Source organism: Pararhizobium sp. LjRoot238, assembly GCF_964252955.1.
GTDB lineage: Bacteria > Pseudomonadota > Alphaproteobacteria > Rhizobiales > Rhizobiaceae > Pararhizobium.
In genome coordinates, this window is record NZ_CAXUPP020000001.1 from 2,529,707 (window position 1) to 2,555,608 (window position 25,902).

The following is a 25,902-nucleotide window of genomic DNA, read 5'->3' on the forward strand; positions in this document are numbered from 1 at the left end:
GAAGCTGCGGGTGGGGGTGATCCGCCATTTTTGCTCAAAGGGTCACCCCACCCCGGACCTGTGGTCCGACCCTCCCCCTCAAGGGGAGGATGTGGCAAGTCCCGCCTTCACCGCCACCCCCGCCACATAGGTCTCGGCAATTGCCCGATCATCCCCCATTGTCTGCAACAAAAACAGCTCGTCGGCGAGCGAACTCACCACTTCCGCCTTCAGCGCCATCGCCGGTGTCGCTGCCATGTTCAGCACGATGAAATCGGCATCCGTGCCAGGCTCCAGCGTTCCGATCTTGTCTTCGAGCGATAGACCCCGCGCATTGCCGAGCGTCATGTAGTAAAAACTCTCGAACGGGTTCAGCCGCTCGCCCAACAATTGCTGGATCTTGTAGGCCTCGTCCATGGTGCGCAGCATGGAGTAGCTCGACCCGCCGCCGATATCGGTGGCGACGGAGACGCGGACCGGTTTTTCTCTGGTGACCAGCCTTTTCAGCGGAAACAGGCCGGAGCCGAGAAAAAGGTTGGAGGTCGGGCAGTGCACGGCGATCGAGCCGGTTTCGCTCATCGCGTCCATTTCACGCTCCGACAGATGGATGCAGTGGCCGAACAATGTCTTCGGGCCGAGCAGGCCGTAGCGTGCGTAGACATCGGTGTAGTCGGCGGCTTCAGGGTAGAGCGAGCAGGTGAAATCGATCTCGTCGCGGTTTTCCGACAGATGCGTCTGGATGTGCAGATCGGGGAATTCGCGGGCCAGTGCTTGCGCCGCCGACATCTGCTCGGGCGTCGAGGTGATGGCGAAGCGTGGGGTGATGGCGACGTGGTTGCGGCCCTTGCCGTGCCAGTCGGCAATCACTGCGCGGGTCTCGTCGTAGCCCATCTCGGGCGTATCGAGCAGTCCCTGCGGTGCGTTGCGGTCCATCATCACCTTGCCGGCAACCATCCGCATGTTGCGGCGCAGAGCCTCGGCGAAAAAGGCATCGGCGGAGGTCTTGTGCACAGAGCAATAGGCGACGGCCGTGGTCGTGCCGTGGCGCACCATCTCGTCGAAGAAATGCGTCGCAATACGCTCAGCATGCACCGTCTCGACGAAGCGGCATTCCTCCGGGAAGGTGTAGGTGTTCAGCCATTCGAGCAGGTTGGCGGCATAGGAGCCGATCACCTGCATCTGCGGGAAATGCAGGTGCGTGTCGATGAAGCCGGGCAGGATCAGGTGGGGGCGATGGTCGATCTCCGCGACATCATCGGGCGCCTGCGCTTTCACCGCATCGTAGCTCCCGCTCGCGAGGATAAGACCGTCTTCCACGAGCAACGCCCCGTCAGGCTCGTAGGCATACGCGTCCTCGTCGTCCAAGCCCCCAGGCACGTGCTTGAAACTCAAGGTGCGGCCGCGAATGAGGGTTGCGGTCATTCTGTCTTGCCTTCCGAAACCGAGCTTTCGAACCACGCCGTCAGGAGTTTACGCTCATCCGCCGTCATGTCAGTAATATTGCCTGGCGGCATGGCGTGGCTGCGACCGGCCTGGATGTAGATTTCGCGGGCACGGGCGGCGATCTCCGCGCCGCTCTCCAGCACCACGCCGTTGGGCGGCCGGTTGATGCCTTCATAGACAGGTTCCGCCGAATGGCACATGGAGCAACGCGTCGAGATCGCATCCTTCACTGCCGGGAAATGTTCATTGGCAGCGAACTGCTGGAAAGCCGGCGACACCTCTGCCGCATCTTCACCGGTCAGAACCTTTGGCACGGTGGATAGCCACATGATCAGGATGAAGATCAGCAGCGTCACCAGCCATGTCCAGGTCGGTTTGCCCTTGCGGGCATGGGTCGTGTTGAACCAGTGGCGGATGGTGACGCCCATCAGGAAGACAAGTGCTGCGATCAGCCAGTTATAGGCTGTGGCAAAAGCCAGCGGATAATGGTTCGACAGCATGAAGAAGATGACGGGCAGGGTCAGGTAGTTGTTGTGCAGCGAGCGCTGCTTGGCGATGACGCCGTATTTCGGGTCGGGCGTGCGTCCAGCGATCAGGTCAGCCACGACGACGCGCTGGTTCGGCATGATGATGAAGAAGACATTGGCCGACATGATCGTCGCGGTAAACGCGCCGAGATGCAGGAAGGCGGCGCGGCCGGTAAAGACCTGCGTATAGCCCCAGGCCATGATGACCAGAGCCACATAGAGGATGCCCATCAGCGTCCAGGTATTCTTGCCGAGCGGTGATTTGCACAGCAGGTCGTAGAAAACCCAGCCTATGCCGAGAGAGGCGAGCGAGATCAGGATCGCAGTGGTCGCGGAAATATCCAGCACATGCCGGTCGATCAGGAACAGGTCGGCGCCGCCGTAATAGACCAGACAGAGCATGGCAAAGCCGGAAAGCCAGGTGACGTAGCTCTCCCATTTGAACCAGGTGAGATGGTCCGGCATGGTCGCGGGGGCGACGAGGTATTTCTGGATGTGATAGAAGCCGCCGCCATGCACCTGCCATTCCTCGCCATAGGCGCCGGCGGGCAGATGATCGCGCTTCACGAGGCCAAGATCGAGCGCGACGAAATAGAAGGAAGAGCCGATCCAGGCGATGGCGGTGATCACATGCAGCCAGCGGACGGCAAAGGCCAGCCATTCCCAAGCGATGGCGAATTCATACATTCAGGTCCCCTTTCATCCTCCGCAGCCGCACCTTGCGCAAATTTTCCGGCCGAGGGAAGGGGCAGACTGGAGCAGGTGGTATGATCTTGTGATCAAACGGCTTTTTCGGCTGCGGCCAGCTTGCTGCGAAGCGGTGAGAGTTGATCGTAGTAGCGGTCAGTCCTGCCCTTGGAGGAGGCGTTCAGGCGGCGCCTCACCTGCGCGTTGCTGACGGTTGCGATCCTGCGCTCCGTCTTTTCGAATTCCAGGCATGCCGGATCGAAGGGAAGGCCGAGAAACTCCAGCAGCCTTCGCGTTTCGCCCTCTTGGTCTGCGATCATGTCCTCAAGGATGAATTCGTGGATATCGTCTTGAAAAACAGAGCGCCAATGGCGCATCAGGCTTGTGTAGTGGCCATAGTAGGTTCCGATCTCATCCAGATCGTAGGCGAAGCGGTTGCCGTCTGACCCGAAATAGCTGGCGAAGATCGAAAAGCAGGTGTCGAGAGGCGCGCGGCGGCAGTGGATGATCTTCGCGTCCGGAAGAGCAGCCTTGATGAAACCGATCCAACGGAAATTGAGCGGCATTTTGTCGGTGACATGGGGCTTGCCGTCGGCCAGCGGCAGGACGGCTTCCACGTAGCTTTTCCCCATGCGAACGAGCCTTTCGGAGGTGAAATGCTGCTCCTCGAGGATCAGGCTATAGTCGCGCGGATTGATCAGTTCCTGCTGGACAAGGTCCGTCATGATGCCCAGTTCGCCGCCGCCGGCGACCATCGGATGGGTTGCGAGAATTTGCTCCGCAAGGGACGTGCCGGAACGCGGCATGCCGACGATGAAAACGGGAACACTCGAACGATATCCCCGACCCGCGAGGCGCGATGCCTGTTCCGGAGAATAGAATGATTTGATCTGGCTGAAAATCGCGCCTTCGACATCCACGCTGTAACGGTAGCTGCCCCGATGAATCCCGTTCGCCTCGGCAAGATGGGAAAACGCATGCCGGTCGTCGCCGAGGCTTTCGTAAGCCTTGAAGAGCCCGAAGCCGAGTGCCGCGCGAGCGCGTGAATCGGGCGCGCTCAACCGGTAGGCCTTTTCCATCAGTGCGAGTTGCGGATCATCGGCCGTGTAGCGTGTTTCCTGAGCGAGGGAATGATGGGCGACGGCGTGCAGGGGATCAACGGCGAGTAGACGGCGATAGAGTTCCATCGCTTCTGCGGTTCGCCCGCGGTCCCGCAGGAAGTTGGCGAAGTTGGAGAGCCCGGCCGGATGCCCCGGCTCGATCTGCAGCAGTTGCCGAAAGACGGGTTCCGCTTCCGCGCTGTTGGCGAGCGCAGCCAGCGCGTTGCCAAGATTGTTCAAGACGTCGGTGTTGTCCGGCGCAAGTTTCGAGGCGTGGCGGTAGGCGAGCACCGCGCCATCGTAAAAGCCGGCATTGTCGAGCGCGTGGCCGAGATAGAAGAAGGGTTCCGCGGACAAGGGATCGAGCTCGATCGCCGCATGAAAGCAGTCGATTGCGTCATCAAGGCGACCGTTGGCTTGCAGGGCTCGGCCGCGCTCAATCAAGGTCGCGATCGTTTGCGGGGTATCTTGGCGCGGGGCTGCCGGCAAGGCCATGCTTCATATCTCCATTCAAGTCTTTCGAGGCAAGCGACTCGAGGCGCAGGCGCGCCTAAGCAGATTCCATCAGCTTGACCAACGGATAGCAAGTGTGATTCCATCTTGGCGGTGATTTGTGGGGTATGGCATGGCAGGTAAATCTCCGGTGATGGCCGGTGCGGAGCAGCGTGAGGCACTGCGCATGTTGGCCCGTTCACGCGACCGCGGCGAGGCGGATCGGGCACGGGCGCTGTTGTTGACGCTATCAGGCTGGACCAGCCCGCGCATTGCGGAAGCCTTCGGCGTGCGCGAGGATACGGTTCGCCTCTGGCGCAGTGATTTCGCCCGCGGCGGCGTCGAGGCGTTGCAGGCGACCGTCGCGCCGGGTCCGGCACCGGTCAAGACCGAGGCGGCGCTTCGCGTCGTCACTCCTCTGCTCGATGCTCCCGTTGCCGACCGGCCCAACTGGACAATCGCGCGCCTCATGGTTGAGATCGAGGCGCGCGAGGGCATCAAGATCGGCCGGTCGCAACTGTCCAAGGCGCTGCGAAAAAAAACTTCCGCTGGCGGCGACCTCGACACACGCTGAAAGGCCGCCAGATCGCCGAGCAGATCGAGCGCGTGGGATTGCGCCTCCAGTTGCGCAAGGCTCAAGCCGAGGCTGGCGACATCGTCCTGCTTTATGGCGACGAGAGCGAGGCCCTGACGCATCCCTATCTGGCGCGGGCATGGGCCAAGCGTGGTGCCGATCTGCGGGTGCCGGCGCCAGGCCAAGCCCAGAAAGTTGCGATGATCGGCTCGCTCGACCACCTCACCCGCCAGCTCATTGTGCATACGAGCCCGACCAAGCGCAGCAGCGACTTCCTCGCTCACCTCGAGCAGCTTGATCGCCTGTACGCCCCCAAACCGGGACGAGCGACGACGCCGGTCGTACTGGTCGAGGACAACGGGCCGATCCACCTCAGCAAGCTCTCTCTGGCCGCGATCGAGGCCCGCAAGCATTGGCTCACCGTCGAGTGGCTGCCGAAATACGCACCAGAGCTCAACGACATCGAGGTCGTCTGGCATGATCTCAAGGCCCATCATCTCGCCCACCAGACCTTCGGCGGCACGCAGACCCTCGATCGCGCCATCCACGCCGCCGTCGCCGCCCTAAACATCGAGCGGAACATCCGTCCGTTGGCCAATCCAGGAATCTCTGCTTAGCTCGTGGCCGTATGATAGCGATCAGGCTTGTCCCGGCCTTTAGCGCGGCGCCGTCTGTTTCGTCAGTTTCCGGGTGGGGTCTGTTTTGGCGCATCCGCCGACGATAGTTCGGTGAAGATCCACTCGCGAAAGGCCTTGATCTTCGGCGTATTTCGGCGCGCATGCGGATAGGCGAGCCAGTAGTCGTGCCCGTCGCTGCAGCGCAGGTCGAAAGGCTGATAGAGCCTGCCGAGCGCGATGTCGTCCGCATAGAAGTCCGGCGTCAGGATCGCGACGCCCTGTCCGGCGATCGCCGCGCGCGCCTCGAAGGATTGGGCGCCAAGGCGACTCAGCGGGCGGCCCTCGAGGTCCGGTTCGCTGACGCCGGCCGCCTCCAACCAGATGCGCCACCATGGATCGGCGGCATCGATGATCCTCAGCTTGAGGAGATCGCGCGGCTCGTGGACGCCGCCGATGGTTTCGGCGAGCGCCGGGCTCAGCATCGGCGTGAATTCGATCCGCATCAACGGGTGGCTGTCGAGGCCCGGCCAGACGCCGTCACCGGACCTGATCGCAAGGTCGGCGGCCTCCGTTGCAAAATCGATCAGCTTTTCGCTGGTCGTCAGGCGCACGGCTATGTTCGGATGCGCGAGCTGAAACGTGCCGATATTGCGGGCAAGCCATTGCGAGGCGAAGGTTGCCGTCGAATTGATCAACAGCGCGCTGTTGGCGTTGCCGCGCGCCGAAAGGACCGCGTCCTGAAGCATCTGGAAAGCCTCCGTGACGCGCGGCGCCAACCGTTGCCCGACCTCGGTCAGAACGATCTGTCTCGGTCTCCTCAGGAACAGGGGTTCACCGACATTCTCCTCGATCAGCTTGATCTGATAGCTGACCGCCGTCTGGGTCATGCCGAGTTCCTCGCCCGCGCGGGTGAAACTGCCAAGCCGCGCGGCCGCTTCGAAGACGCGAAGCGCATTCAGGGCGAACTGTTTCGACATCTTCATGGATAAGTTCTCTTGATGCATGCAGACGGTTGTTCGATTGGAATTTGAGCATGTTTCCGCGCATGCTGCAATCACATTCACCGAAAACACGGGTGCTATCATGGATTGCCAAACAATTGAAAAATATGAATCAATCCCGCATAGCTGCTCGGCAGGCTGGCGTCTGCGGCTGACAAAAGCACTTCACTATCTTCGACCCGGCTACCCGAATCTCGACCTCGGCGCCATGTCGGATTACCTGAAACGGGACATGGGTTTCATGGACGGACGCGACCCGCGTCAGGATTCGGATATGACCCGATAGCCCCAATCGCCACAGATTTTTTCTGAGGTCATGGCAAGGATGACGGCTGCGTGTTTTAACGACTCGGCTCGAGCACACCGCTTTCCAACTGGTCAAGATAGATGAATTCCGGCGCCTTCACGCCCGCCCGCGCGCGGATTTCGACAAGCCTGTCCGATTCGAAGAACTCTTTTGCGGCATCGAGCGAGCGCCACTGCGAGAAGTGTACGATGCGGTTGGGGGCTCCGTCGAATTTGAGGACCTGATAGGAGATTTCGCCGGCATCGCGGCGAAGCGTGGCGGCATCGTCGAAGACAGCCTTCCAGGCTGCATAGTCGGCGACTTCATGGATAATGAGAACAAACTGCATGGCTTCCTTCTTAATGCAATTGGAGGGCAGCACGGCGTGCTGGTGTCACATCATGCCCTTGTACCGGATATAGCAGCGACTGCTGAACTGCTCGTCTTCGACCTTTTCACTTGCGCGACCGAATGGTTTGTCCGGCCAGGGGTTTACGCCGTCTCGAAGCCAGAGAAGGCTATCCAGCCAGAAATCGACGGCGTGCCGTTTGTGAAAGAGACTGAAATGGCCGATGCGGTCCAGTCCCAGATCGGAGGGTGACAGGGCCACCTCCATCGGGTTCACGTTTTCGTAATATCGCAACGCGCGGCGAACGGCCGTCTCCGTCCCGATTTCATCATCCGTGACCGCGACAGCGAGGATGCCGGCTGTCACCGCTGCGAAGCGCCGCAAGATGTCCTGCCGGGTACGTTGCGGGTGGCTCAGTTCCATCCGCGCCTGCCGAAAGCTCCAGTCTCTTGCCACGCCCGCTGGCAGATCTTCCAGCCAGCCAAGCTTTCTGCCGGGAAAATATCCGCATATCGCAGTCAGGACCGGCATGGCGAGATGCCATTTCAGCAACAGGGGCAGGCGGTGGGTGGCGGCATAGTCGCGCCAGTAGGCGTATTGGGCGCCGATGGTGAGCATGCGGTCGATCAGCGACGCATTGCGGGCAAAGCCCGGAAGAAATCCGCCGATGCTGTGGCCTACGACCAGCGTCGGGCCGTGCGGCGCATGCGCATGGAGAAAGCCGAGTGCGGCGGCGAAATCCCGTTCACCCCAATCCGCCCAGCGATAGCCGCAGCCGCGCAATTGCTTGGGCCTAGACCGCCCGATGCCGCGATAGTCGTAGGTTAGGACGGCAAAGCCGTGATCCGCCAGAAACTGCGCATAGGCGTGATAATAGCGGGCGAGCACGCCTGTCGCAGGATTTATGACTATTTTACCGCAATTGCTGCCGCCCGTCCGCGACCACAGGTGACCACCAAGCCTCACGCCGTCCTGGCAGACGATATCTACGGACCTCCCGCCTGCTTCGCGCATGGATCGTTCCTCGGTGGTTTCGATCGGGGAACCCTAAGCGAGAGATGTGCTTGTGTATATTCACTGGTCGGTATACATAGGGGCATGGCACCTTCTCTCCTCCCGACGCGGGATCGCATCGTTTCGGCCGCGGCCAAGCTGTTCTACAGCGAGGGGATCCGGGCAGTCAGTGTCGATGCCGTTGCCGAGAAAGCCGGCGTTACCAAGCGCACACTCTACTATCATTTCGCCAGCAAGGACGATTTGATCGCCGCCTATCTCGACATGCGCGATCATCCCAATCTGGCCTTGTTCAAGCGCTGGTTTTCGGAAACGGAGGGCGACGTGGCCGACAAGGTGCGCGGCGTCTTCTACAATCTCGCTGGATCGGCCCGACATCCGCGGTGGAAGGGATGCGGTTTTCTGCGAACCTCCGCCGAACTCGCCAACATGCCCGGCCATCCGGCGATGAAGATCGGCGTAGCGCACAAGAAACGGGTCGAGGACTGGTTATACGGGGTGTTCGAAGCGGCGGGGCTTGAGCCGCAGGCCCGAACGCTCGCCCGTCAGACAATCTTGCTGTTGGATGGCTCCTTCGCCGTCGTTCTTTTGCACCGCGATCCGTCCTACATGGAAACGGCAGGGGAGGCGGCCCATTCGCTGATACGGTTGGCGGGCTTGCTGGAATAACGCCGTGCAGCGTCGCTGCCTATTGCTCAGGAAGCATGCAGCAGTTTTGAGGTGCCTGCATTGATCGAAATAGAGATTTGAAGCGTCGGGCAACCATGACGCTCGTGCCCTTTCCAACGCGGCAAGAATATCGGCCGCCGTCATGGTGGCAGTGGCGGCGAGGCGTTTGTCGTGAACCGCATTTTCGCCGACTGGCAGGACAAGCCTGCCGATATAGGCGAGATCATCGCGAGCAAGCGCTTCCCTGGCGATCAGAAAATCCAGCGCGTGACCATGATGAGGATCACGCCTTCGTCTCGCGCAGGCGTTCCACTGCCATCAGCACCCGTTCCGGCGTTGCGGGCGTGTCGAGCCTTGGGCATTCGCGGTAGTCCGCGACGCTGGCGACGGCCATGGACAAGGCTTCCAGCACCGAGATCGGCAGCATGAAGGGCGGCTCGCCGACGGCCTTCGAGCGGCCGATGGTCATCTCGGCATTTTCGGCCCATTCCGCGAGCCTGACGTTGAAAATCTTCGGCCGGTCGGAGGCGAGCGGGATCTTGTAGGTCGATGGCGCATGGGTGCGCAGGCGACCCTTGTCGTCCCACCAGAGTTCCTCGGTGGTCAGCCATCCCATGCCCTGAACGAAGCCGCCTTCCACCTGACCCATATCGATGGCGGGATTGAGCGATTTCCCGACGTCATGCAGCACATCGACGCGGTCGACCATGTATTCGCCGGTCAGCGTGTCGATGGAAACTTCCGAGACGGCGGCTCCATAGGCGAAGTAGTAGAACGGCGTGCCGCGGCCGGTGTTGCGATCCCAGTGGATTTTCGGCGTCTTGTAGAAGCCGGCGGCGGACAGCTGGATGCGGGCGAAATAGGCTTGGCTGATGAAGTCCGGGAAGGGCACCAGCTCTTCACCGATCTTCACGTGGTTCGGCACGAAGGTGACGTTCTCCCGCTCCGTCTGCCAGCGTTCGGCGGCGAAATCGACCAGCCGTTCCTTGATTTGCCGCGCTGCGTCGTAGGCCGCCATGCCGTTGAGGTCGGAGCCGGACGAAGCGGCGGTCGCCGAGGTGTTCGGCACCTTGCCGGTGGTCGTGGCGGTGATCTTCACATTGCTGATATCGACCTGGAAGCTGTCGGCCAGAACCTGCGCCACCTTGGTGTAGAGGCCTTGCCCCATCTCTGTACCGCCATGGTTCAGGTGGATCGAGCCATCCTGATAGACATGCACCAGTGCGCCCGCCTGGTTGAAGGCGGTCATGGTGAAGGAGATGCCGAACTTGACGGGCGTCAGCGCGATGCCCTTGCGGATCACCCGGCTCGTCTTGTTGAAGTCGATGATCGCCTTGCGGCGCGCCTGATAGTCGGCGCTCTCCTCCAGTTCCGAGACGATGCGGTGGATGATGTTGTCTTCCACTTGCTGGTGATACGGCGTGAGGTCGCGTCCCGAACCCTTCTCGCCATAAAAATTCAGCTTGCGGATTTCGAGCGGGTCCTTGCCCAATGCAAAGGCGATTTCCTCGATGATACGCTCGCCACCGATCATGCCCTGCGGACCGCCAAAGCCGCGATAGGCGGTGTTGGAGACGGTGTGCGTTTTCAGGGGTTGCGAGGTCAGCTTCACATGCGGATAGAAATACGAGCTGTCGGCATGAAACAGAGCGCGGTCCGTGACCGGGCCGGAAAGATCGGAGGAGTAGCCGCAACGGGCGGCGTAGTTCGCCTTCACCGCATGGATGCGGCCCTCGTCGTCGAAGCCGACATCGTAGTCAACGAGGAAATCGTGCCGCTTGCCGGTGGCCGTCATGTCCTCGTCGCGGTCGGGGCGGATTTTGACGGCGCGGTTGAGCTTCTTGGCGGCGACGGCCGCCAGAACCGCGAACTGGCTGCCCTGGGTTTCCTTGCCGCCGAAGCCGCCGCCCATGCGCCGAACCTGTACGGTCACGGCATTTGAGGGCACGCCGAGCACATGGCCGACCATGTGCTGTATTTCGCTCGGATGCTGGGTCGAGGACCAGACGGTGATCTCGTCATCCTCGCCGGGAATGGCTAAGGCGATGTGGCCTTCGAGGTAGAAATGCTCCTGGCCGCCGATGCGCATGCGGCCGGACAGACGGCGAGGAGAGAGTTCCAGTTCCGCCTCTGCATCGCCTCGCTGCAAGGTGAGCGGCTTGGTGACGATCTCTGCGCCGTTCTCCAGCGCCTCGGTGATATCGATGAAATGCGGCAGGTCGCGATAGGTGATCTTCGCCTTGCATGCCGCGCGCCGGGCGATGTCGCGGGTTTCCGCGATCACCGCAAAGGCCGGCTGGCCATGGAACTGGACGAGGCCATCGGCAAGCACCGGCTCGTCATCGAGATGGCTCGGGCTGATGTCGTTGGAATGCGGCATGTCCTTGGCGGTCAGCACGCAGACGACGCCGGGATAAGCCTCGACTTCGGACAGGTCCATCGCGACGATCTCGGCATGGGCGCGGTCGGTCATCCCCAGTGCACCATGCAGCGTCCCGGCCGGTTCCGGAATGTCGTCGATATAATCCGCGGTGCCGGAGACATGCTTGTGGGCGCTGTCGTGGCGAAGGGCCGAATGCATCGGACCGGCGATCGTCTTGCGCTCTTCGAAGGTGGATTTGTCCATGGGTCAAATCTCCGCTGTTTGGCTGGCGGTATCGATGAAGAAAGACCCCTCCCCAACCCTCCCCACAAGGGGGAGGGGGCTGATCGCATATGCCGTCTCGTTCCGCGTCAGAGATGCATGGAGATGCGGCAAACGCGATAGACTCCCTCCCCCTTGTGGGGAGGGTTGGGGAGGGGTGTTGTGACCGGCGCAAATTCGCATCATGCCACACCATCAAATCTCTGAATTTGCACGGCTTCTCCACCCGACGTTTCCAGGAAAAACCGCAAGAGCAGGTTCTTCGTCGCCAACATCCGATAGGCGGCCGTGGCGCGCCAGTCGGTGAGCGGCTGATAATCCTGTTCGAACGCGGTTTGTGCAGCTTTGACCGTCTCCTCGTTCCAGAGCTTCCCGATCAGTGCCGCTTCGACATGTGCCGCCCGTTTCGGCGTTCCGGCCATGCCGCCGAAGGCGATCCGTGCCGATTTCACCCGGTTGTCGCCGTCAAGCGCGATACGGAAGGCGCCGCAGAGCGCGGAAATATCCTCGTCGCGGCGCTTGGAAATCTTGTAGACGGCGAATTGATCGCCGTCTGGCAGATTGGGCACGAAGATGCTCTCGACAAATTCGCCGGGCCTGCGGTCCTGCCGTCCATATTCGATAAAATAGTTCTCAAGCGGCACGGTTCGTTGCCCGGCCTTCGATCGGAGCGTGACACTTGCATCAAGCGCGATCAGCGGCGGCGGCGTGTCGCCGATGGGCGAGCCGTTGGCGACGTTGCCGCCGATCGTGCCCATGTTGCGGACCTGCTCGCCGCCCAGCCGGTCGAGCAGTCGGCCGAACGTCGGGTAATGCGCCGAGATGGCTTCGAACGCCGCCGAGTAGGTCACACCTGCGCCGATCGTGATCCCGTCGCCATTCTCTTGGATGGACTGCAAATCCTCGATGCTGTTGATGAAGACGACGTGGTCGAGATCGCGCATCTGTTTCGTGACCCAGAGGCCGACATCGGTTGAGCCAGCAACGATGGTGGCCTGCGGGTAGGCGTCCAGGGTTTCCGCGAGATCGGCGGCCGAGCTGGGAACGATCAGCCTGGCGCCGCCATCGCCGAGACAGATGGTGCCGTCGCTGCGCATTGCCTTGAGGCGGGCCTTGATGTCCTCCCGCTTCTTGAGCAGCGGGTCGAACACGGCATCGGGCCTTGCCTTGCCGACGGCCTCGGCCGCCTTGACGATCGGCTCGTAACCCGTGCATCGACAGAGATTGCCCTGCAGCGCCTTTTCGATGTCGGCGCGGCCGGGATTGTCTTTCGATAGCCACAGCCCGTAAAGCGACATCACGAAACCCGGAGTGCAGAACCCGCATTGCGAGCCGTGATAATCGACCATGGCCTGCTGAACCGGGTGTAGCGCTCCGTCCTTTGCCGCCAGATGCTCGACGGTCACGACATGGGTCGCATTGAGCGAACCCGTGAAGCGGATGCATGCATTGACGCTTTCGTAGACGAGATCGTCGCCTTGAAGACGCCCGACGAGCACTGTGCAGGCGCCGCAGTCACCTTCCGCGCAGCCCTCCTTCGTTCCCGTCAGCCTTCGTTCGAGACGCAGGAAATCGAGCAGCATCCCGGTTGGCGACACCGACGTCAGCGTGATGTCCTGGTCATTCAGAATGAAGCGTATGCTGCCGGCCGATTGGGTCATGCGGTCTCTTCTTGTTAATTCTACTCTTGAAACTATGCCCAAAACCGGCAGCGTGACAATTGTGTTTTTGCCGTTGTAGTCCATGCATTGGCGCGGTCGGGGAAGCGCTTCAAACTTGCGTTTTGTTTTCGTTTGACATTCGTTTTTGTATCGTATTGAAGTTTTTTGAAATGGCTTGCGGTCTTGAGGAGAGATCGGCCGGCTTAAGAAACGCTGGGAGGGGCAGAATGAGCGGATATGTTCTCGCGATCGATCAGGGCACGACCTCGAGCCGCGCGATCGTTTTTGACGCGAACCAGAAAGTGGTCGGTTCCGGGCAGAAGGAATTCAAGCAGCATTTCCCGAAATCCGGCTGGGTGGAACATGATCCCGAGGAAATCTGGGATACCGTCGTCTGGGCGATCAAGGAAGCCATCCGCAAGGCCGGCATAAAGGCGAGCGACCTCTCGGCGATCGGCATCACCAACCAGCGCGAGACCGTCGTCGTCTGGGAGCGCGCCACCGGCAAGCCAATCCACAATGCCATCGTCTGGCAGGACCGCCGCACGGCCTCCTATTGCGACAAGCTGAAACGGCAGGGGCTGGAAAAGACCTTCACGAAAAAGACCGGGTTGCTGCTCGACCCCTATTTCTCCGGCACCAAGCTCTCCTGGATGCTTGCCAACGTGAAGGGCGCGCGCACCCGCGGCGCCAAAGGCGAACTCTGCTTCGGCACGATCGACACGTTTCTCATCTGGCGGCTGACCGGGGGCAAGTCCTTCGTGACGGATGCGACCAATGCCTCGCGCACGCTGATGTACAACATCGCCACCAACGACTGGGACCGCGATCTCCTCGAAATCCTGCGCGTACCAGAAGCGATGTTGCCGGAAGTGCTCGACTGCGCGGCTGATTTCGGTGTGACCGACGCTTCGATTTTCGGGGCTGAAATCCCGATCTTGGGCGTCGCTGGTGACCAGCAGGCCGCGACCATCGGACAAGCCTGCTTCCAGCCCGGCATGATGAAATCGACCTACGGTACCGGCTGCTTCGCGCTTCTCAACACCGGTCAGGACATTGTCCGCTCGAAGAACCGGCTTCTGACGACGATCGCCTATCGCCTCGACGGCGAAACCACCTATGCGCTGGAAGGCTCGATCTTCGTTGCCGGTGCCGCCGTACAGTGGCTGCGCGATGGTCTCAAGGTGATCAAGGCCGCAGCCGATGCCGGTACACTCGCCGAAAGCGCCGATCCGTCGCAGGAGGTCTATCTGGTTCCGGCCTTCACCGGCCTCGGCGCCCCGCATTGGGATCCGGATGCGCGCGGCGCGATTTTCGGCATGACGCGCAACACCGGCCCGGCCGAGTTCGCCCGCGCCGCTCTCGAGGCCGTCTGCTACCAGACGCGCGATCTGCTTGATGCCATGTACAAGGACTGGAAGAGCGACGGCAAGGAAACGGTCCTGCGCGTCGATGGCGGCATGGTCGCGTCCGACTGGACCATGCAGCGTCTTTCCGATCTACTCGACGCCCCGGTGGACCGGCCGACCATCCTTGAAACCACCGCCCTTGGCGTTGCCTGGCTTGCCGGCAGCCGGGCCGGTGTCTGGCCGAACCAGAAGGATTTCGCCAAATCCTGGGCAAGGGACCGCCGATTTGAACCGAAGATGGACGAGAAATGCCGCACCGGGAAATTGAAGGGGTGGCGCAGCGCAGTGCGGCGGACGCTGAGCGAGGGGTAGCAAACATTGCTGCCCGACATTAAATGTAGTAACGTTGCTACAATTTGATGGAGGACGTTGATGGCCACCACTCTTTCGAGCCGTGAATTCAATCAGGATACCGGTCGCGCTAAAAAGGCCGCGGAAAACGGCCCGGTCTTCATCACCGACCGGGGACGGCCGGCGCACGTGCTGTTGTCGATCGAGGAATATCGGAGGCTGACGGAACCGAACGCGGCCGAGCCTGTGAAGGAAAAGACCATCGCGGAGCTGCTGTCCATGCGTGAGGTTGCGGATATCGACTTCGAGTTTCCGCGGATGAGCGATGATATGGGGTTCAAAATTCCCGATTTTTCCTGATGTATATTCTGGATACGAATGTCATCTCCGAGTTTCGCAAAATCGGTAACGGCACATGTCATCCGGGCGTGCTGGGCTGGTCGAATACGGTCGAGGTTCCGTTATTATACCTATCCGCGATCACCTTGATGGAGCTGGAAATTGGCTGCCTTTCGCTTATGCGGCGTGATGTGGGACAGGCAACTATTCTTAGAACCTGGATTACAGGGTACATTCTTACCGCCTTTCAAGATCGTATTCTGCCCTTTGACCAGTCGAGTGCTCAGAAGTGCGCCGCCCTTCATGTTCCCGATCGAAAGCAGGAGCGCGATGCGATGGTCGCGGCTACGGCGCTTAGCCACGATTTTATCGTCGTGACACGCAATGTCCGCGACTTCCAGGGAACGGGTGTGCAACTCCTCAATCCATGGGAACTCGAGGCACCATAGGAAACGCAGTGTTTCAGCTTCCATGCTGTGATATGCCGCCAACCATGATTATTTGTGAGGTCGAACAACGGCTTTGCCCACAAATCGGGCCGACAAAACAGGCAGGACGTCATGGAACTTGGTCTTTATACCTTCGGAGACGTTCATCCCGAGGCGCCGAGCGGGCGCGGCAGGGAGGGCGAGGAGCGGGTGCGCCACCTGATCGAGGAAATCGAACTGGCCGACCAGGTCGGGCTCGATGTCTTCGGGCTCGGCGAGCATCATCGGCCGGACTATGTCGCTTCGGCGCCGGCGATGATTCTTGCCGCGGCTGCGTCGCGCACGAAAAACATCAAGCTGACCAGCGCCGTCACGGTACTGAGCTCGGACGATCCGGTCCGGGTGTTCCAGCAGTTTGCGACGCTTGACCTGATCTCCAACGGCCGCGCCGAAATCATGGCGGGCCGGGGTTCGTTCATCGAGTCCTTTCCGTTGTTTGGCTACGATCTCGAAGACTACGACCAGTTGTTCGCCGAGAAACTGGACCTGCTGCTTGCCATACGCGATGCCGAGAAGGTGACCTGGGCAGGCGAGAAGCGAGCGCCGATCATTGGCCGTGGTGTCTATCCGCGCCCGCTGAACGACCCGCTGCCGGTGTGGATCGCCGTTGGCGGCACGCCGCAATCGGTGGCACGCGCTGGTGCGCTTGGCCTGCCGGTGGCGCTGGCTATCATCGGCGGTGAGCCGGCCCGTTATGCGCCGCTCTTCGATCTCTACCGCGAGGCCGCGCGCCGGGCCGGGCAGGATGCCGCAAAGCTGAAGACCAGCATCAATGTGCATGGCTTCATCGCCGACACGACCGAGAAAGCCGCCGACCAGTTCTATGGCCCGCAGGCCGAAGTGATGAACCGCATCGGCCGCGAGCGGGGCTGGGGGCCGACCAGCCGGGCGCATTTCAACCAGTCGATCGGGCCGAACGGCAATCTGTTCCTCGGCGATCCGGAAACGGTCGCGGAAAAGATCGTCCGGCACCAGCGCATCTTCAAAAACGATCGGTTCCTGCTGCAGATGGCGATCGGCCTGATGCCGCATGACCAGATCATGCGCGGCATCGAACTCTACGGCACGAAGGTGGCGCCGCTGGTGCGCGCGGCTTTGGCCGAAGATGCGAAGCAGGTGGAAACCGCCTGATTTCTCCGATTTTCCTGCAATTGGCGTCTGGATCGCTTGCTTTCGGCGCGTTACATAGACCGCCGAAAGCGAGAGACAATGACCCTCAACAACGACGAAGACCTGGAGCGGCTGAAGGAGATCGGCCGCATCTGCGCCAATGCGGTGCAGATCATGGGAGCAGCGCTCGAACCGGGTATCACCACGGCGGAGCTCGACGCCATCGGCCGCAAGGTGCTCGAGGATGCCGGCGCCCGCTCCGCGCCGGAACTCAGCTATAATTTCCCTGGCGCCACCTGCATCAGCGTCAACGAGGAAGTCGCCCACGGCATTCCGGGTGCGCGCATCATCAGGGCGGGAGATCTCGTCAATATCGATGTCTCCGCCGAAAAGAACGAGCTGTTCGCCGATACCGGCGCCTCCTTCGCGGTTCCGCCGGTCAAGCCGCAGATCGAGCGCCTCTGCCGCGACGGCAAGCGCGCCATGTGGGTCGGCCTGAATGAAGTCAAGGCGGGCAAGCCGCTGGCGGCGATCGGCAACGCCATCGGCAGCTTTGCCAGGAAGAACCGCTATACGCTTGTCACCAACCTGGCGAGCCACGGCGTCGGCCGGTCGCTGCATGAGGAGCCGACGGAAATCGCCACCTGGCCGGACAAGCACGAGAAGCGCCGGATGACCGACGGTATGGTCTTCACCGTCGAGCCCTTCCTGTCGCTCGGCGCGCAATGGGCCGAGGGCGGCGACGACGGGTGGACGCTGTTCAGCGAGCCGCGCGCGCCGACGGTGCAATACGAGCATACCGTGGTCGTCACGCGCAACGGGCCTCTGGTCGTCACCCTTCCGGGTTGATCCGCAAGAGCTACTATTCACGTCCTTGAACGACATTATCAAATTTTGTCGTTTGTCGCCGCCATGCTGCATTGCGATAGATGTGGCATGACTACGCTCGACCGCGCGTTAGACGAGGGCCTTGCTCCCACCGCTTTTGCCGGCGCCATCGCCATGGCGGTTGCCATGGGCTTCGGACGCTTTTCCTATACGCCGATCCTGCCCGGCATGATGACCGATCTCGGCCTGACACCCGCCGACGCGGGGCTCATCGCGTCCGCCAATTTCATCGGCTATCTGCTGGGAGCCGTTGTCGCAGGCTATGGCTGGGCAGCGGGAAGGGAGAGGCCGATCGCGCTTTCGGCGCTGGTTGCGACGGCGGCACTGTTGTTTGCCATGGGGCTGACGTCGTCGTTGCTGTTGTTTTCCGTCATCCGCTTTCTTGCCGGTGTGGCCAGTGCCTTCACCATGATCTTCACCTCTGCGATCGTGCTCAGCAGAGGGCTGGCCGCCGCCAATCCGCATGTCCAGTCGGTGCATTTCGGCGGTGTCGGCATGGGCATTGCGGTATCGTCGCTGATGGTCTTCCTGTTGCCGGCTGGCGGCTTCGGCAGTTTTGCAAGCTGGCAGGCGGCCTGGTTCGGCGGCGCCGTCATCGCCTGTCTCGGCACCATCATCGTTGCGGCGCTGCTGCCGGAAGGGCCGGCAGGGGGCAAGAACGGCGAGAAGGAAAAACCACTCGTCTGGACCCGGCCCCTCGTCGTTGTCACACTCACCTATGGCCTCTTCGGCTTCGGCTATGTCATCATCGCCACCTTCCTTGTCGCCATGGCGCGCCAGGGCGCGACCGACCATACCGTCGAGTTTCTCGCCTGGCTGGTCACCGGCCTGACTGCCGCCGTCTCGGTCCATGCCTGGCGCCGGACCGTGCCGCAGTTGGGGATCGTCGGAGTCTATCTGGCGGGGCTGCTGGTCGAGGCTATCGGGCTTATTCTGGCGGTCGCCCTGCCAGCGCCCTATGCGCCGCTGGTCGGTGGGCTGATGCTGGGCGCCACCTTCATCATGGTCACCGCCTATGGCCTGCAGATCGGCCGGGCGCTGGCGCCCAAAAGCCCGCGCAAGGCGCTCGCATTCATGACCGCCGCCTTCGGCGTCGGCCAGATTATCGGCCCGCTCGTTGCCGGCTGGCTGGCCGAAGGTAGCGGCAGTTTTACCGCGCCGACCCTGCTGGCGGCGGGCGTGCTGCTTTTCTGTGCAGCGCTTACCTGGGTGGAGATGCGCCGCATCGTTGCAGCGGCGGGTGCCTGAGCGGCTCGCGATTAAATAACGGTAACATTAGCTTGACGTGATTGGCAGGGGAGGGCTTTTGCCCTAGTTTCGGCGCATCGAGAAGGTGGGTGTCTGCCCATCAAGAAACGCGAGTGCCAGCCTTGTTCCATTCCTTCTTTCCCAATCCGAAGCTGTTCTTTTCCTCCGCGCTGCTTTGGACAATCGTTGTGGTTGCCATATGGTACACGGTCGGGGCTGACATCGGGGGCCAGTTTGGTCTGCCGCAGCTGCCGCCTGGCCAGGAGCCACCCATCGGCCTTGGGCATTTTTTCACGACGGCCTCCATCTGGTTCTACATCTACTTCATCTCCTCCATGGTGCTCTTCTGTCTCTTCTGGCATTTCTACGCGGCTGAACATCCCTGGAAATCATGGTCGGTCTGGGGTTCCACCTTCATCATTTTCACGGTCTATTTTTCGGTAGACATCAGCGTCGCTCTCAACAATTGGCGGCGTCCGACCTATGATCGCATCGTGGACGCGCTGAAGGCGCCGAACACGGTTCAGGCGTCGGAAATCTACGGCTATGCCTTCATCTTCTTCCAGCTCGCCACCGTCTATATTGTTTCCGCTGTCCTGATTAACTTCTTTACCAGCCACTATCTGTTTCGCTGGCGTACCGCCATGAACGATTTCTACTATTCGGTATGGCCGAAAGTGCGCCATATCGAGGGCGCTTCCCAGCGTATCCAGGAAGACACGATGCGGTTTGCGACGACGGTTGAAGGGCTTGGCGTTCGGCTGATCGATTCCGTGATGACGTTGATAGCGTTTCTGCCGGTTCTGCATGCCCTATCGAGCAGCATCAAAGAATTGCCTATCGTCGGGGCGATACCGTATCCGCTTGTCATCGCGGCGGTTTCCTGGTCAATTTTCGGTACCGTGATGTTGGCGGTGGTTGGCGTGAAACTGCCTGGCCTGGAGTTCCGCAATCAACGTGTCGAGGCGGCCTATCGAAAGGAGCTCGTGTATGGTGAAGACCATGCCGAACGTGCCCAGCCCCTGACGATCCGTGAATTATTCAGCAATGTCCGCAAGAACTATTTCAGGCTGTATTTCCACTACACCTACTTCAATGTCGCCCGATATTTTTATCTGCAGACGGACAATATCTTTCCCTTGTTCCTAATGGTTCCGTCCATCGTTGGGGCGACGATCACCTTTGGTCTCCTGCAGCAGATCCAGGGCGCTTTTTCCCAGGTTACGAGTTCTTTCCAGTACCTCGTCAATTCCTGGCCGACGGTTATTGAGCTGATTTCGATCTACAAACGCCTTCAGGCTTTCGAGGCCGCGATGGAGGGGGAACCTCTGCCTGCGATCGACCGGAAATTTATCGAAGCCGGCGAGAATGAAAGCCTGGCTTGATCAATTTGAACGTTATTGGGAGGCGGCTTCGGCCGCCTTCTTTTCACTGGCGATCATCGGCAGCGCCTCGGCATAGCTGACGCAGGCAACGTCGGGCTTGCTGCAGGTTTCCGTGAGGAACCGGTCGAGCGCCCGCCAATAGGCGCCGCCGTTCATTTCGACGAAGTGAAAGCCGAGCTGCAGCGGGATGCGGCCGCCCTGGTACTGCGCCTGAAAGGCCTTGCGGTAGGCCTCGAGCGTACGCTCTTCGAAGACGGCGCTGTCCTTGCGGTTTTCCACGCCCATCGAATGGCGGATGAAGAGATTGTAATCCATGCCGATCACCCGGCGCTGCTGCGGCCCCTCCGGAATGAGAGGCAGTCCGAAACGCGGCATGCCGTCCTCATCTGATGGCCAGCCGGGGCCTTTGGTGACGAGGCTGGCATCATAGGTGAAGCCGGCCTTTTTCAGCGCAGGCAGCAGGCCGTCGCTCAGGGAGAGATAGGGCGCGCGAAATCCCTTGATGTCGTTTTCCGCGAAATCCGCCCAGCCCTCGGGCTCCTCGCCTTCGATGCCGCCGGCTTTCCAGGCATTCAAGAGCGCCATGCGGAAGGCCGCGAATTCCTGTTTCCAGTCGGCCGCGCTCCACCCCTTGCCGTCGAAATGGCCGCAGGCATGGCTGCCGATATCGTGGCCGGTTTGCTGCGCCTGCCAGATGTAGCGGATACGGGCCTGTATTTCCTCGCGGCTCTGGGCGAAGCCGACATTCGAGCGTCCGGCCTTCTGCCCCGGTGCCTGATAGGCCCTGCCGCCTTCGGCCTTTGTCATCAGGAAGGTGCAGGAGAGAAAGTAAGTGAAATGCGCGCCCGTCCGCTTGCCCATCTCCAGGCTCTTTTCCCAGAGCCTGTTGTCGTGGGTGCCGTCGAAGGAAATGATGACAAGCTGTTTGCGGCCTGCCGGAGCCGGTGGCTGCACCGCATGGGCGACGGCGGGGACCAGGGCCAATGCGAGAGCAAGGCCGGGAGCGGCGGAAAATCTGGGCATGCGGAAACCTTGGGCGGAGGATGCGGGTTTGCGACCCCTGCCGCAAGAATAAGGCAATCCTTTGATCGTGCTGGAATCTTGGCTTTGATCCGGTTATGCGAAGAGGCAGAAAATCTCACAAGCGACGGATGGGCTTCATGACACTTCTTATTCTGGGCATCGTCATTTTTCTCGGCATGCATCTCGTGCGCGTCGTGGCGCCGGGGCTGCGCGCCTCGGTCATAGAGCGTCAGGGCAAGGGCGCCTGGATGGGCATCTATGCAGTTATCAGCCTCATCGGCCTCCTTCTGATCATCTACGGCTTCGGCGAGGCGAGGGCCGTCACCGGCATGCTCTACAACCTGCCGGTCTTCCTGAAGCACATTTCGCTGCTCTTGATGTTGCTTGCCTTCATCTGTCTCGCCGCCGGTTTTTTGCCGGCGGGCCGCATCGCAGTCGCGGTCAAGCACCCGCAGATCCTGTCGATCAAGATCTGGGCGCTCGCTCATTTGCTGGCCAATGGTGAGACATCCTCAGTGCTGCTGTTCGGCTCGTTCCTCGCCTGGGCCGTCATTCTGCGCATCTCGCTGAAGCGGCGGCAGCGGGTGGGCGAAAAGGTGCTTCCGGTCTTCCGTTCCGCATCCAACGATCTGCTGGCGATGGCCATCGGTGTTGTCGCCTATGGCCTGTTTGTCTGGAAGCTGCATGAGTGGCTGATCGGCGTTCCCCCGATTGTCATGAGCTAAAGGGGGCTAAATGCGCGTGCCCCCTTACAACGGCCTTAAAATGCGGTAGAAGCGCGGAATCTTTACTTTCATCTTTGCAGGGAAGGCCGGGCAACCGGAACAGGGAATGGCGAACCAGGACGACAGCTTTATCCGCGAGGTCAACGAAGAACTGCGCTCCGAGCAGGTCAAGGCCGTCTGGACGCGCTTCGGCAGCGTCATCATCGGGATCGCCATCCTCATCGTTCTCGGAACGATCGGCAAGGTGGGTTACGAATACTGGCACGAAACCTCGGCCTCGCAGTCGGGTGACCAGTTTCTGGCGGCCCTGACCCTGTCGAAGGAAAACAAGACCGACGAGGCGCTGGCGGCGCTGACGGCACTCGAAAAGGATGGCTACGGCGCCTATCCGGTGCTGGCGAAGATGCGTGCGGCAACTCTGCAGGCCCAAAAGGGCGATGTGGCGGCGGCCGTTCAGGTCTTCTCCGATATCGCCAAGGATACCAGCCTACCGCAGGCGATGCGCGACGCGGCTCGGATGCGCGCGGCCTATCTGCTGGTCGACACCGGCACCTATGAGCAGGTTTCGGCGGAGGCCGAGCAGCTCGCCGTACCGGGCAACGGCATGCGCCATTCGGCGCGCGAAGCCCTTGGGCTTGCCGCTTACAAGGCTGGTGACATGGCAAAAGCCAAGACCTGGTTTCAGCAGATCGCCGACGATACCGAGACCCCGCGCAATCTGGCCAACCGCGCCCAGATGCTGCTCGACCTGATCGCCGCCAGCGGCAAGGCGTCCTGATTGGACGTCCAGAAAACAAACGTTAGAGCATGATGCTCTGAAGAAGACAGGATGACTTGATGAACTTCACCGTCGCCATCGTTGGACGCCCCAATGTCGGCAAATCCACGCTTTTCAACCGTCTGGTTGGCAAGAAGCTGGCGCTTGTCGATGATACGCCGGGCGTTACCCGCGACCGGCGGCCGGGCGACGCCAAGCTCGTGGACCTGCGCTTCACCATCATCGACACCGCCGGCCTCGAGCAGTCGGGGCCAGAGACTTTGCAGGGGCGCATGTGGGCACAGACAGAAGCGGCGATTGCCGAGGCTGACCTGACGCTCTTCGTCGTCGATGCCAAGCATGGGCTGACCCCGGCCGACGAAACGCTTGGCGAAATGCTGCGCCGTCGCGGCAAGCCGGTCGTGCTGGTTGCCAACAAGTCCGAAGCCAAGGGCTCGGACGGCGGTTATTACGACGCCTTCACATTGGGCCTCGGCGAGCCCGTTGCCGTCTCTGCGGAACATGGCCAGGGCATGATCGACCTGCGCGACGCGATTGTCGAAGCGCTCGGCGAGGACCGCGCTTTCCCGCCGGAAATCGACGAAGCCGAGACCGATGTCGATCTTCGTGGTGAGCAAGGGGCGGAAGAAGACGAAGAATTCGAGCCGGAATATGACGACACCAAGCCTTTGCGGGTGGCGATCATCGGCCGTCCAAATGCCGGCAAGTCGACGCTCATCAACCGTTTCCTCGGCGAAGACCGGCTGCTGACCGGCCCGGAAGCCGGTATCACCCGCGACAGCATCTCCGTCGAATGGGACTGGCGCGGCCGCACCATCAAGATGTTCGACACGGCCGGTATGCGCAAGAAGGCGCGGGTGCAGGAGAAGCTGGAAAAGCTCTCCGTCGCCGACAGCCTGCGCTCCATCCGTTTTGCCGAAGCGGTCGTCATCGTGTTCGATGCGACCATCCCCTTTGAAAAGCAGGACTTGCAGCTCGTCGATCTCGTCATCCGCGAAGGCCGCGCCGCAATTCTCGCCTTCAACAAGTGGGATCTGGTCGAAGACGCGCAGGCGCTGCTTGCAGATCTGCGCGAAAAGACCGAGCGCCTCCTGCCGCAGGCCCGTGGGATCCGCGCGGTGCCGATTTCCGGCCAGACAGGCTACGGTCTCGACAAACTGATGCAGTCGATCATCGACACCGACAAGGTCTGGAACCGCCGTATCTCGACCGCCAAGCTCAACCGCTGGCTCGATCATCAGCAGGTGCAGCATCCGCCGCCGGCTGTGTCGGGCCGCCGCCTGAAGCTGAAATACATGACGCAGGTCAAGGCCCGGCCGCCGGGCTTCATGATCTCCTGCACGCGCCCGGACGCCGTGCCGGAGAGCTATATCCGCTACCTGACCAACGGTCTGCGCAACGATTTCCAGATGCCCGGCGTGCCGATCCGCATCCATCTCAGGGCGTCGGAAAACCCGTTCGAGAATCGCAAGAAGCGGAAATAACTGACCGCTAATGCCGGACCTTTGGGGCCTTGCCGCGATACTCGACGATCTGGCCGGCCGCCGCCAGCGTTTGCTTGAGCTTGGCAATGTCGACATGGGCCGCATCGCCATTGCTGGCAAGTGCCGCCGCCGCTCCTGCCGCCTGACCCAGCACCATATACGTCGGTTCGACGCGAACCGACGTATAGGCGACATGGCTCGCCGAAAGCGCGACGGGAACGATCAGGTTGACGATCTGTTCCTTCTTCGGGAGCATGGCGCGATAGGGTATCTGATAGGGGCCGACACCGATGCTTTTGCGGCTTTCGTCGGCGATGTAGCCGTTCTTGACGGTACGGATCATGCCGTGTTCGTCCATAGGATAATAGCCGAGGCCGATGGAATCGGGAAACGTCGTCTTGTTCTGTAGGTCGTTCTGCGTCAGCACCACTTCTCCGACGAGTCGCCGCGCTTGGCGAACGTAGATCTGCCGTGGAAAGTGGCCGTTGTCCCGGAATTCGTTGGCGCAGAGCCCATATTGGGCCGTATGTTCCCGCACGTGTGCCGGAACGCGCTGGTCCGTTACCGCAAACCACATCAGCCCGAGAATATGGTTACGTATCACCTCGCGGATTGCATTTCGCTCGGCCTCGCTGCCCATGACATAGCTGTAGCCGAGATGCCACACATTGGTGGAGAAGTAGCGTGTCGAATTGACGTCTTGCTGATCGTTGACGGTTACATCGCCGCCGGTGAAGTGGGCCGGAGAGATGCCGATACCGGCGCTTTGAAGCCCAATCAGAAAACGCGCGGTCGTTTCATAACGCATCGGGTCGTAGCTTGACGGCCTGGCGAACGGAATTTTCGGGCCCGTCCGCGTGATGCAGAAGCGATAGTTGAAAGCCATGAGGCTCATATCGGCAGAGCCGATAGGCTTTTGTCCCACATCAACGACGCCGGGCAAAAGGCCGCTTCGCGGATCGCCTGGTTGAACGTAGGGGTCGATCTTGATTTCGACGTGATCCGGGCCGACAGAGGGATAGTTGATCTGTTTCACCCCTGCCGCGCTTTCCCCATATTGGCTGCTGCTTTCGCGGCCAAGGATGGTCGACACGCCTGATTTCGCCATGAGGTCGCCCTCGTAGCTCGCGTCGATGAAAACATCCGCGCAATATTGTTCACCGCTGGTCGTGGTCACGCGCTTGATAATGCGGTCGGAGCTGACGAGGGTCGCGATACCTTGCTTGTATCGGACGTCGACGCCGGCGTGCGAAAGATCATTGCTGAACGTCTCTTCAGCCCAATGGGATTCAAAATAGATACGGATGGGATCCGCAGTCTGGTAGTGATTGCGGGCCCGTGTGAAAAACGCGGCCGCCAGGCCGCCATAGACATTTTTTCTGGGCGAGGCGTCTGTTTTCGTCAGGCCGTTCGCCATCATGCCGCCGACATGCGCTGTCGGCTCCAGCAAGGTGACTTTCTTTCGCAGGTTCGCCGCCTGGATCGCGGCCATAATGCCGGCCGGCGTGCCGCCGTAGACGAGTACGTTAGACGAATTGCAGAGTGCCCAGGCCGGTCCTGAACTGCAATACAGAAATGCCATACTCAGGAGAGCGGCCTGTGCCGCTGCGATCGCTTTCCGACCTATACAGTTCACGACTAGCCAGCCTCCTGAAAACGCCAAGCACGATCGAACCGGATCTTCCTACACT

At 61.0% G+C, this 25,902-nt stretch carries 24 protein-coding genes and 1 pseudogene; 14 read left to right on the forward strand and 11 right to left on the reverse strand.

The window, feature by feature from the left end:
- Nucleotides 1-78 precede the first annotated feature (78 nt).
- The 3 genes from guaD to ACSQ3F_RS12310 all read right to left on the reverse strand — a co-directional run bounded on the left by guaD (nucleotide 79) and on the right by ACSQ3F_RS12310 (nucleotide 4,231).
- Nucleotides 79-1,401: a guanine deaminase gene (guaD, locus tag ACSQ3F_RS12300; RefSeq protein ID WP_436100468.1), complete on the reverse strand. Its 1,323-nt coding sequence runs from the start codon at nucleotides 1,399-1,401 to the stop codon at nucleotides 79-81.
- Nucleotides 1,398-2,636, reverse strand: a complete 1,239-nt coding sequence (puuD, locus tag ACSQ3F_RS12305) for a urate hydroxylase PuuD (protein ID WP_436100469.1) — start codon at nucleotides 2,634-2,636, stop codon at nucleotides 1,398-1,400. Before puuD ends, guaD begins: the two co-directional genes overlap by 4 nt.
- A gap of 92 nt (nucleotides 2,637-2,728) precedes the next feature.
- Entirely contained in the window at nucleotides 2,729-4,231 is a 1,503-nt protein-coding gene (locus tag ACSQ3F_RS12310; protein ID WP_436100470.1) for a sulfotransferase, read from the reverse strand.
- Nucleotides 4,232-4,361: 130 nt separating this feature from the next.
- Here ACSQ3F_RS12310 and ACSQ3F_RS12315 point away from each other — a divergent pair, with 130 nt between their 5' ends.
- Together ACSQ3F_RS12315 and ACSQ3F_RS12320 are read left to right on the forward strand one after the other, a co-directional pair.
- Complete coding sequence (locus tag ACSQ3F_RS12315) at nucleotides 4,362-4,802, forward strand: helix-turn-helix domain-containing protein (protein ID WP_436100471.1); 441 nt, start codon at nucleotides 4,362-4,364, stop codon at nucleotides 4,800-4,802.
- A gap of 11 nt (nucleotides 4,803-4,813) precedes the next feature.
- A complete protein-coding gene (locus tag ACSQ3F_RS12320; RefSeq protein WP_436102132.1) occupies nucleotides 4,814-5,419 on the forward strand; it encodes an IS630 family transposase in 606 nt (201 codons plus the stop codon).
- Nucleotides 5,420-5,481: 62 nt separating this feature from the next.
- Here the strand turns inward: ACSQ3F_RS12320 and ACSQ3F_RS12325 are convergent, their stop codons facing one another.
- Nucleotides 5,482-6,402 carry a LysR substrate-binding domain-containing protein gene (locus tag ACSQ3F_RS12325; protein ID WP_436100472.1) on the reverse strand — a complete coding sequence of 307 codons (921 nt, stop codon included), beginning with the start codon at nucleotides 6,400-6,402 and terminating at the stop codon, nucleotides 5,482-5,484.
- A gap of 19 nt (nucleotides 6,403-6,421) precedes the next feature.
- On the opposite strand from ACSQ3F_RS12325, the gene ACSQ3F_RS12330 reads away from it, so the two are divergent.
- Nucleotides 6,422-6,706, forward strand: coding sequence for a hypothetical protein (locus ACSQ3F_RS12330; protein WP_436100473.1), 285 nt, complete (start codon nucleotides 6,422-6,424; stop codon nucleotides 6,704-6,706).
- A 55-nt stretch (nucleotides 6,707-6,761) separates the two neighbouring features.
- On the opposite strand, the gene ACSQ3F_RS12335 is transcribed toward ACSQ3F_RS12330, so the two are convergent.
- Nucleotides 6,762-7,055 (reverse strand): antibiotic biosynthesis monooxygenase, encoded by a 294-nt coding sequence (locus ACSQ3F_RS12335; protein ID WP_436100474.1) that lies wholly within the window; start codon nucleotides 7,053-7,055, stop codon nucleotides 6,762-6,764.
- 45 nt (nucleotides 7,056-7,100) lie between these two features.
- Complete coding sequence (locus ACSQ3F_RS12340) at nucleotides 7,101-8,069, reverse strand: alpha/beta hydrolase family protein (RefSeq protein WP_436100475.1); 969 nt, start codon at nucleotides 8,067-8,069, stop codon at nucleotides 7,101-7,103.
- A gap of 84 nt (nucleotides 8,070-8,153) precedes the next feature.
- Between ACSQ3F_RS12340 and ACSQ3F_RS12345 the strand changes: the two genes are divergently transcribed.
- The gene (locus tag ACSQ3F_RS12345; RefSeq protein WP_436100476.1) at nucleotides 8,154-8,738 is read left to right on the forward strand and encodes a TetR/AcrR family transcriptional regulator; all 585 of its coding nucleotides are present in this window, start codon (nucleotides 8,154-8,156) and stop codon (nucleotides 8,736-8,738) included.
- 102 nt (nucleotides 8,739-8,840) lie between these two features.
- Here the strand turns inward: ACSQ3F_RS12345 and ACSQ3F_RS12350 are convergent.
- The 3 genes and pseudogenes from ACSQ3F_RS12350 to xdhA form a co-directional block, all read right to left on the reverse strand.
- Nucleotides 8,841-9,014 (reverse strand): annotated as a pseudogene (locus ACSQ3F_RS12350) (xanthine dehydrogenase accessory protein XdhC); the annotation flags it as partial.
- A gap of 7 nt (nucleotides 9,015-9,021) precedes the next feature.
- Entirely contained in the window at nucleotides 9,022-11,364 is a 2,343-nt protein-coding gene (gene xdhB / locus ACSQ3F_RS12355; protein ID WP_436100477.1) for a xanthine dehydrogenase molybdopterin binding subunit, read from the reverse strand.
- A gap of 200 nt (nucleotides 11,365-11,564) precedes the next feature.
- On the reverse strand, nucleotides 11,565-13,043 hold the full coding sequence (gene xdhA, locus ACSQ3F_RS12360; RefSeq protein ID WP_436100478.1) for a xanthine dehydrogenase small subunit: 1,479 nt from the start codon (nucleotides 13,041-13,043) through the stop codon (nucleotides 11,565-11,567).
- Between the two features lie 227 nt (nucleotides 13,044-13,270).
- Between xdhA and glpK the strand changes: the two genes are divergently transcribed.
- The 7 genes from glpK to sbmA all read left to right on the forward strand — a co-directional run bounded on the left by glpK (nucleotide 13,271) and on the right by sbmA (nucleotide 20,201).
- Complete coding sequence (gene glpK / locus ACSQ3F_RS12365) at nucleotides 13,271-14,764, forward strand: glycerol kinase GlpK (RefSeq protein ID WP_436100479.1); 1,494 nt, start codon at nucleotides 13,271-13,273, stop codon at nucleotides 14,762-14,764.
- A 57-nt stretch (nucleotides 14,765-14,821) separates the two neighbouring features.
- Nucleotides 14,822-15,103 carry a type II toxin-antitoxin system Phd/YefM family antitoxin gene (locus ACSQ3F_RS12370; protein ID WP_436100480.1) on the forward strand — a complete coding sequence of 94 codons (282 nt, stop codon included), beginning with the start codon at nucleotides 14,822-14,824 and terminating at the stop codon, nucleotides 15,101-15,103.
- Nucleotides 15,103-15,531, forward strand: a complete 429-nt coding sequence (locus ACSQ3F_RS12375; RefSeq protein WP_436100481.1) for a type II toxin-antitoxin system VapC family toxin — start codon at nucleotides 15,103-15,105, stop codon at nucleotides 15,529-15,531. The genes ACSQ3F_RS12370 and ACSQ3F_RS12375 overlap by 1 nt, the downstream gene beginning before the upstream one ends.
- Before the next feature lie 111 nt (nucleotides 15,532-15,642).
- Nucleotides 15,643-16,701 carry an LLM class flavin-dependent oxidoreductase gene (locus tag ACSQ3F_RS12380; protein WP_436100482.1) on the forward strand — a complete coding sequence of 353 codons (1,059 nt, stop codon included), beginning with the start codon at nucleotides 15,643-15,645 and terminating at the stop codon, nucleotides 16,699-16,701.
- Between the two features lie 78 nt (nucleotides 16,702-16,779).
- Nucleotides 16,780-17,529 (forward strand): type I methionyl aminopeptidase, encoded by a 750-nt coding sequence (map, locus tag ACSQ3F_RS12385; protein ID WP_436100483.1) that lies wholly within the window; start codon nucleotides 16,780-16,782, stop codon nucleotides 17,527-17,529.
- Between the two features lie 63 nt (nucleotides 17,530-17,592).
- Nucleotides 17,593-18,816 carry an MFS transporter gene (locus tag ACSQ3F_RS12390; RefSeq protein ID WP_436102133.1) on the forward strand — a complete coding sequence of 408 codons (1,224 nt, stop codon included), beginning with the start codon at nucleotides 17,593-17,595 and terminating at the stop codon, nucleotides 18,814-18,816.
- A gap of 122 nt (nucleotides 18,817-18,938) precedes the next feature.
- Nucleotides 18,939-20,201, forward strand: a complete 1,263-nt coding sequence (gene sbmA / locus ACSQ3F_RS12395; protein ID WP_436102134.1) for a peptide antibiotic transporter SbmA — start codon at nucleotides 18,939-18,941, stop codon at nucleotides 20,199-20,201.
- 12 nt (nucleotides 20,202-20,213) lie between these two features.
- Here the strand turns inward: sbmA and ACSQ3F_RS12400 are convergent, their stop codons facing one another.
- The gene (locus ACSQ3F_RS12400) at nucleotides 20,214-21,224 is read right to left on the reverse strand and encodes a polysaccharide deacetylase (RefSeq protein ID WP_436100484.1); all 1,011 of its coding nucleotides are present in this window, start codon (nucleotides 21,222-21,224) and stop codon (nucleotides 20,214-20,216) included.
- A gap of 137 nt (nucleotides 21,225-21,361) precedes the next feature.
- On the opposite strand from ACSQ3F_RS12400, the gene ACSQ3F_RS12405 reads away from it, so the two are divergent.
- The 3 genes from ACSQ3F_RS12405 to der all read left to right on the forward strand — a co-directional run bounded on the left by ACSQ3F_RS12405 (nucleotide 21,362) and on the right by der (nucleotide 24,211).
- Entirely contained in the window at nucleotides 21,362-21,949 is a 588-nt protein-coding gene (locus ACSQ3F_RS12405) for an NnrU family protein (protein ID WP_436100485.1), read from the forward strand.
- A 106-nt stretch (nucleotides 21,950-22,055) separates the two neighbouring features.
- A complete protein-coding gene (locus tag ACSQ3F_RS12410) occupies nucleotides 22,056-22,727 on the forward strand; it encodes a tetratricopeptide repeat protein (RefSeq protein ID WP_436100486.1) in 672 nt (223 codons plus the stop codon).
- 59 nt (nucleotides 22,728-22,786) lie between these two features.
- Nucleotides 22,787-24,211 (forward strand): ribosome biogenesis GTPase Der, encoded by a 1,425-nt coding sequence (gene der / locus ACSQ3F_RS12415; protein ID WP_436100487.1) that lies wholly within the window; start codon nucleotides 22,787-22,789, stop codon nucleotides 24,209-24,211.
- A 7-nt stretch (nucleotides 24,212-24,218) separates the two neighbouring features.
- Here der and ACSQ3F_RS12420 read toward each other — a convergent pair whose 3' ends face one another.
- Nucleotides 24,219-25,793, reverse strand: coding sequence for an FAD-dependent oxidoreductase (locus ACSQ3F_RS12420; RefSeq protein ID WP_436100488.1), 1,575 nt, complete (start codon nucleotides 25,791-25,793; stop codon nucleotides 24,219-24,221).
- Between the last annotated feature and the right edge of the window lie 109 nt (nucleotides 25,794-25,902).

Excerpts from the sequence above, each read along its gene's own strand:
- map (WP_436100483.1), top strand. The coding sequence starts at position 16,780 with ATGACCCTCAACAACGACGAAGACCTGGAGCGGCTGAAGGAGATCGGC.
- ACSQ3F_RS12420 (WP_436100488.1), bottom strand. The coding sequence starts at position 25,793 with ATGGCATTTCTGTATTGCAGTTCAGGACCGGCCTGGGCACTCTGCAAT.
- glpK (WP_436100479.1), top strand. The coding sequence starts at position 13,271 with ATGAGCGGATATGTTCTCGCGATCGATCAGGGCACGACCTCGAGCCGC.
- ACSQ3F_RS12410 (WP_436100486.1), top strand. The coding sequence starts at position 22,056 with ATGGCGAACCAGGACGACAGCTTTATCCGCGAGGTCAACGAAGAACTG.
- ACSQ3F_RS12315 (WP_436100471.1), top strand. The coding sequence starts at position 4,362 with ATGGCAGGTAAATCTCCGGTGATGGCCGGTGCGGAGCAGCGTGAGGCA.
- xdhB (WP_436100477.1), bottom strand. The coding sequence starts at position 11,364 with ATGGACAAATCCACCTTCGAAGAGCGCAAGACGATCGCCGGTCCGATG.
- guaD (WP_436100468.1), bottom strand. The coding sequence starts at position 1,401 with ATGACCGCAACCCTCATTCGCGGCCGCACCTTGAGTTTCAAGCACGTG.
- ACSQ3F_RS12380 (WP_436100482.1), top strand. The coding sequence starts at position 15,643 with ATGGAACTTGGTCTTTATACCTTCGGAGACGTTCATCCCGAGGCGCCG.
- ACSQ3F_RS12310 (WP_436100470.1), bottom strand. The coding sequence starts at position 4,231 with ATGGCCTTGCCGGCAGCCCCGCGCCAAGATACCCCGCAAACGATCGCG.
- puuD (WP_436100469.1), bottom strand. The coding sequence starts at position 2,636 with ATGTATGAATTCGCCATCGCTTGGGAATGGCTGGCCTTTGCCGTCCGC.
- xdhA (WP_436100478.1), bottom strand. The coding sequence starts at position 13,043 with ATGACCCAATCGGCCGGCAGCATACGCTTCATTCTGAATGACCAGGAC.
- ACSQ3F_RS12375 (WP_436100481.1), top strand. The coding sequence starts at position 15,103 with ATGTATATTCTGGATACGAATGTCATCTCCGAGTTTCGCAAAATCGGT.
- ACSQ3F_RS12335 (WP_436100474.1), bottom strand. The coding sequence starts at position 7,055 with ATGCAGTTTGTTCTCATTATCCATGAAGTCGCCGACTATGCAGCCTGG.
- der (WP_436100487.1), top strand. The coding sequence starts at position 22,787 with ATGAACTTCACCGTCGCCATCGTTGGACGCCCCAATGTCGGCAAATCC.
- ACSQ3F_RS12340 (WP_436100475.1), bottom strand. The coding sequence starts at position 8,069 with ATGCGCGAAGCAGGCGGGAGGTCCGTAGATATCGTCTGCCAGGACGGC.
- ACSQ3F_RS12325 (WP_436100472.1), bottom strand. The coding sequence starts at position 6,402 with ATGAAGATGTCGAAACAGTTCGCCCTGAATGCGCTTCGCGTCTTCGAA.
- ACSQ3F_RS12330 (WP_436100473.1), top strand. The coding sequence starts at position 6,422 with ATGCAGACGGTTGTTCGATTGGAATTTGAGCATGTTTCCGCGCATGCT.
- ACSQ3F_RS12390 (WP_436102133.1), top strand. The coding sequence starts at position 17,593 with ATGCTGCATTGCGATAGATGTGGCATGACTACGCTCGACCGCGCGTTA.
- ACSQ3F_RS12405 (WP_436100485.1), top strand. The coding sequence starts at position 21,362 with ATGACACTTCTTATTCTGGGCATCGTCATTTTTCTCGGCATGCATCTC.
- ACSQ3F_RS12345 (WP_436100476.1), top strand. The coding sequence starts at position 8,154 with ATGGCACCTTCTCTCCTCCCGACGCGGGATCGCATCGTTTCGGCCGCG.
- ACSQ3F_RS12400 (WP_436100484.1), bottom strand. The coding sequence starts at position 21,224 with ATGCCCAGATTTTCCGCCGCTCCCGGCCTTGCTCTCGCATTGGCCCTG.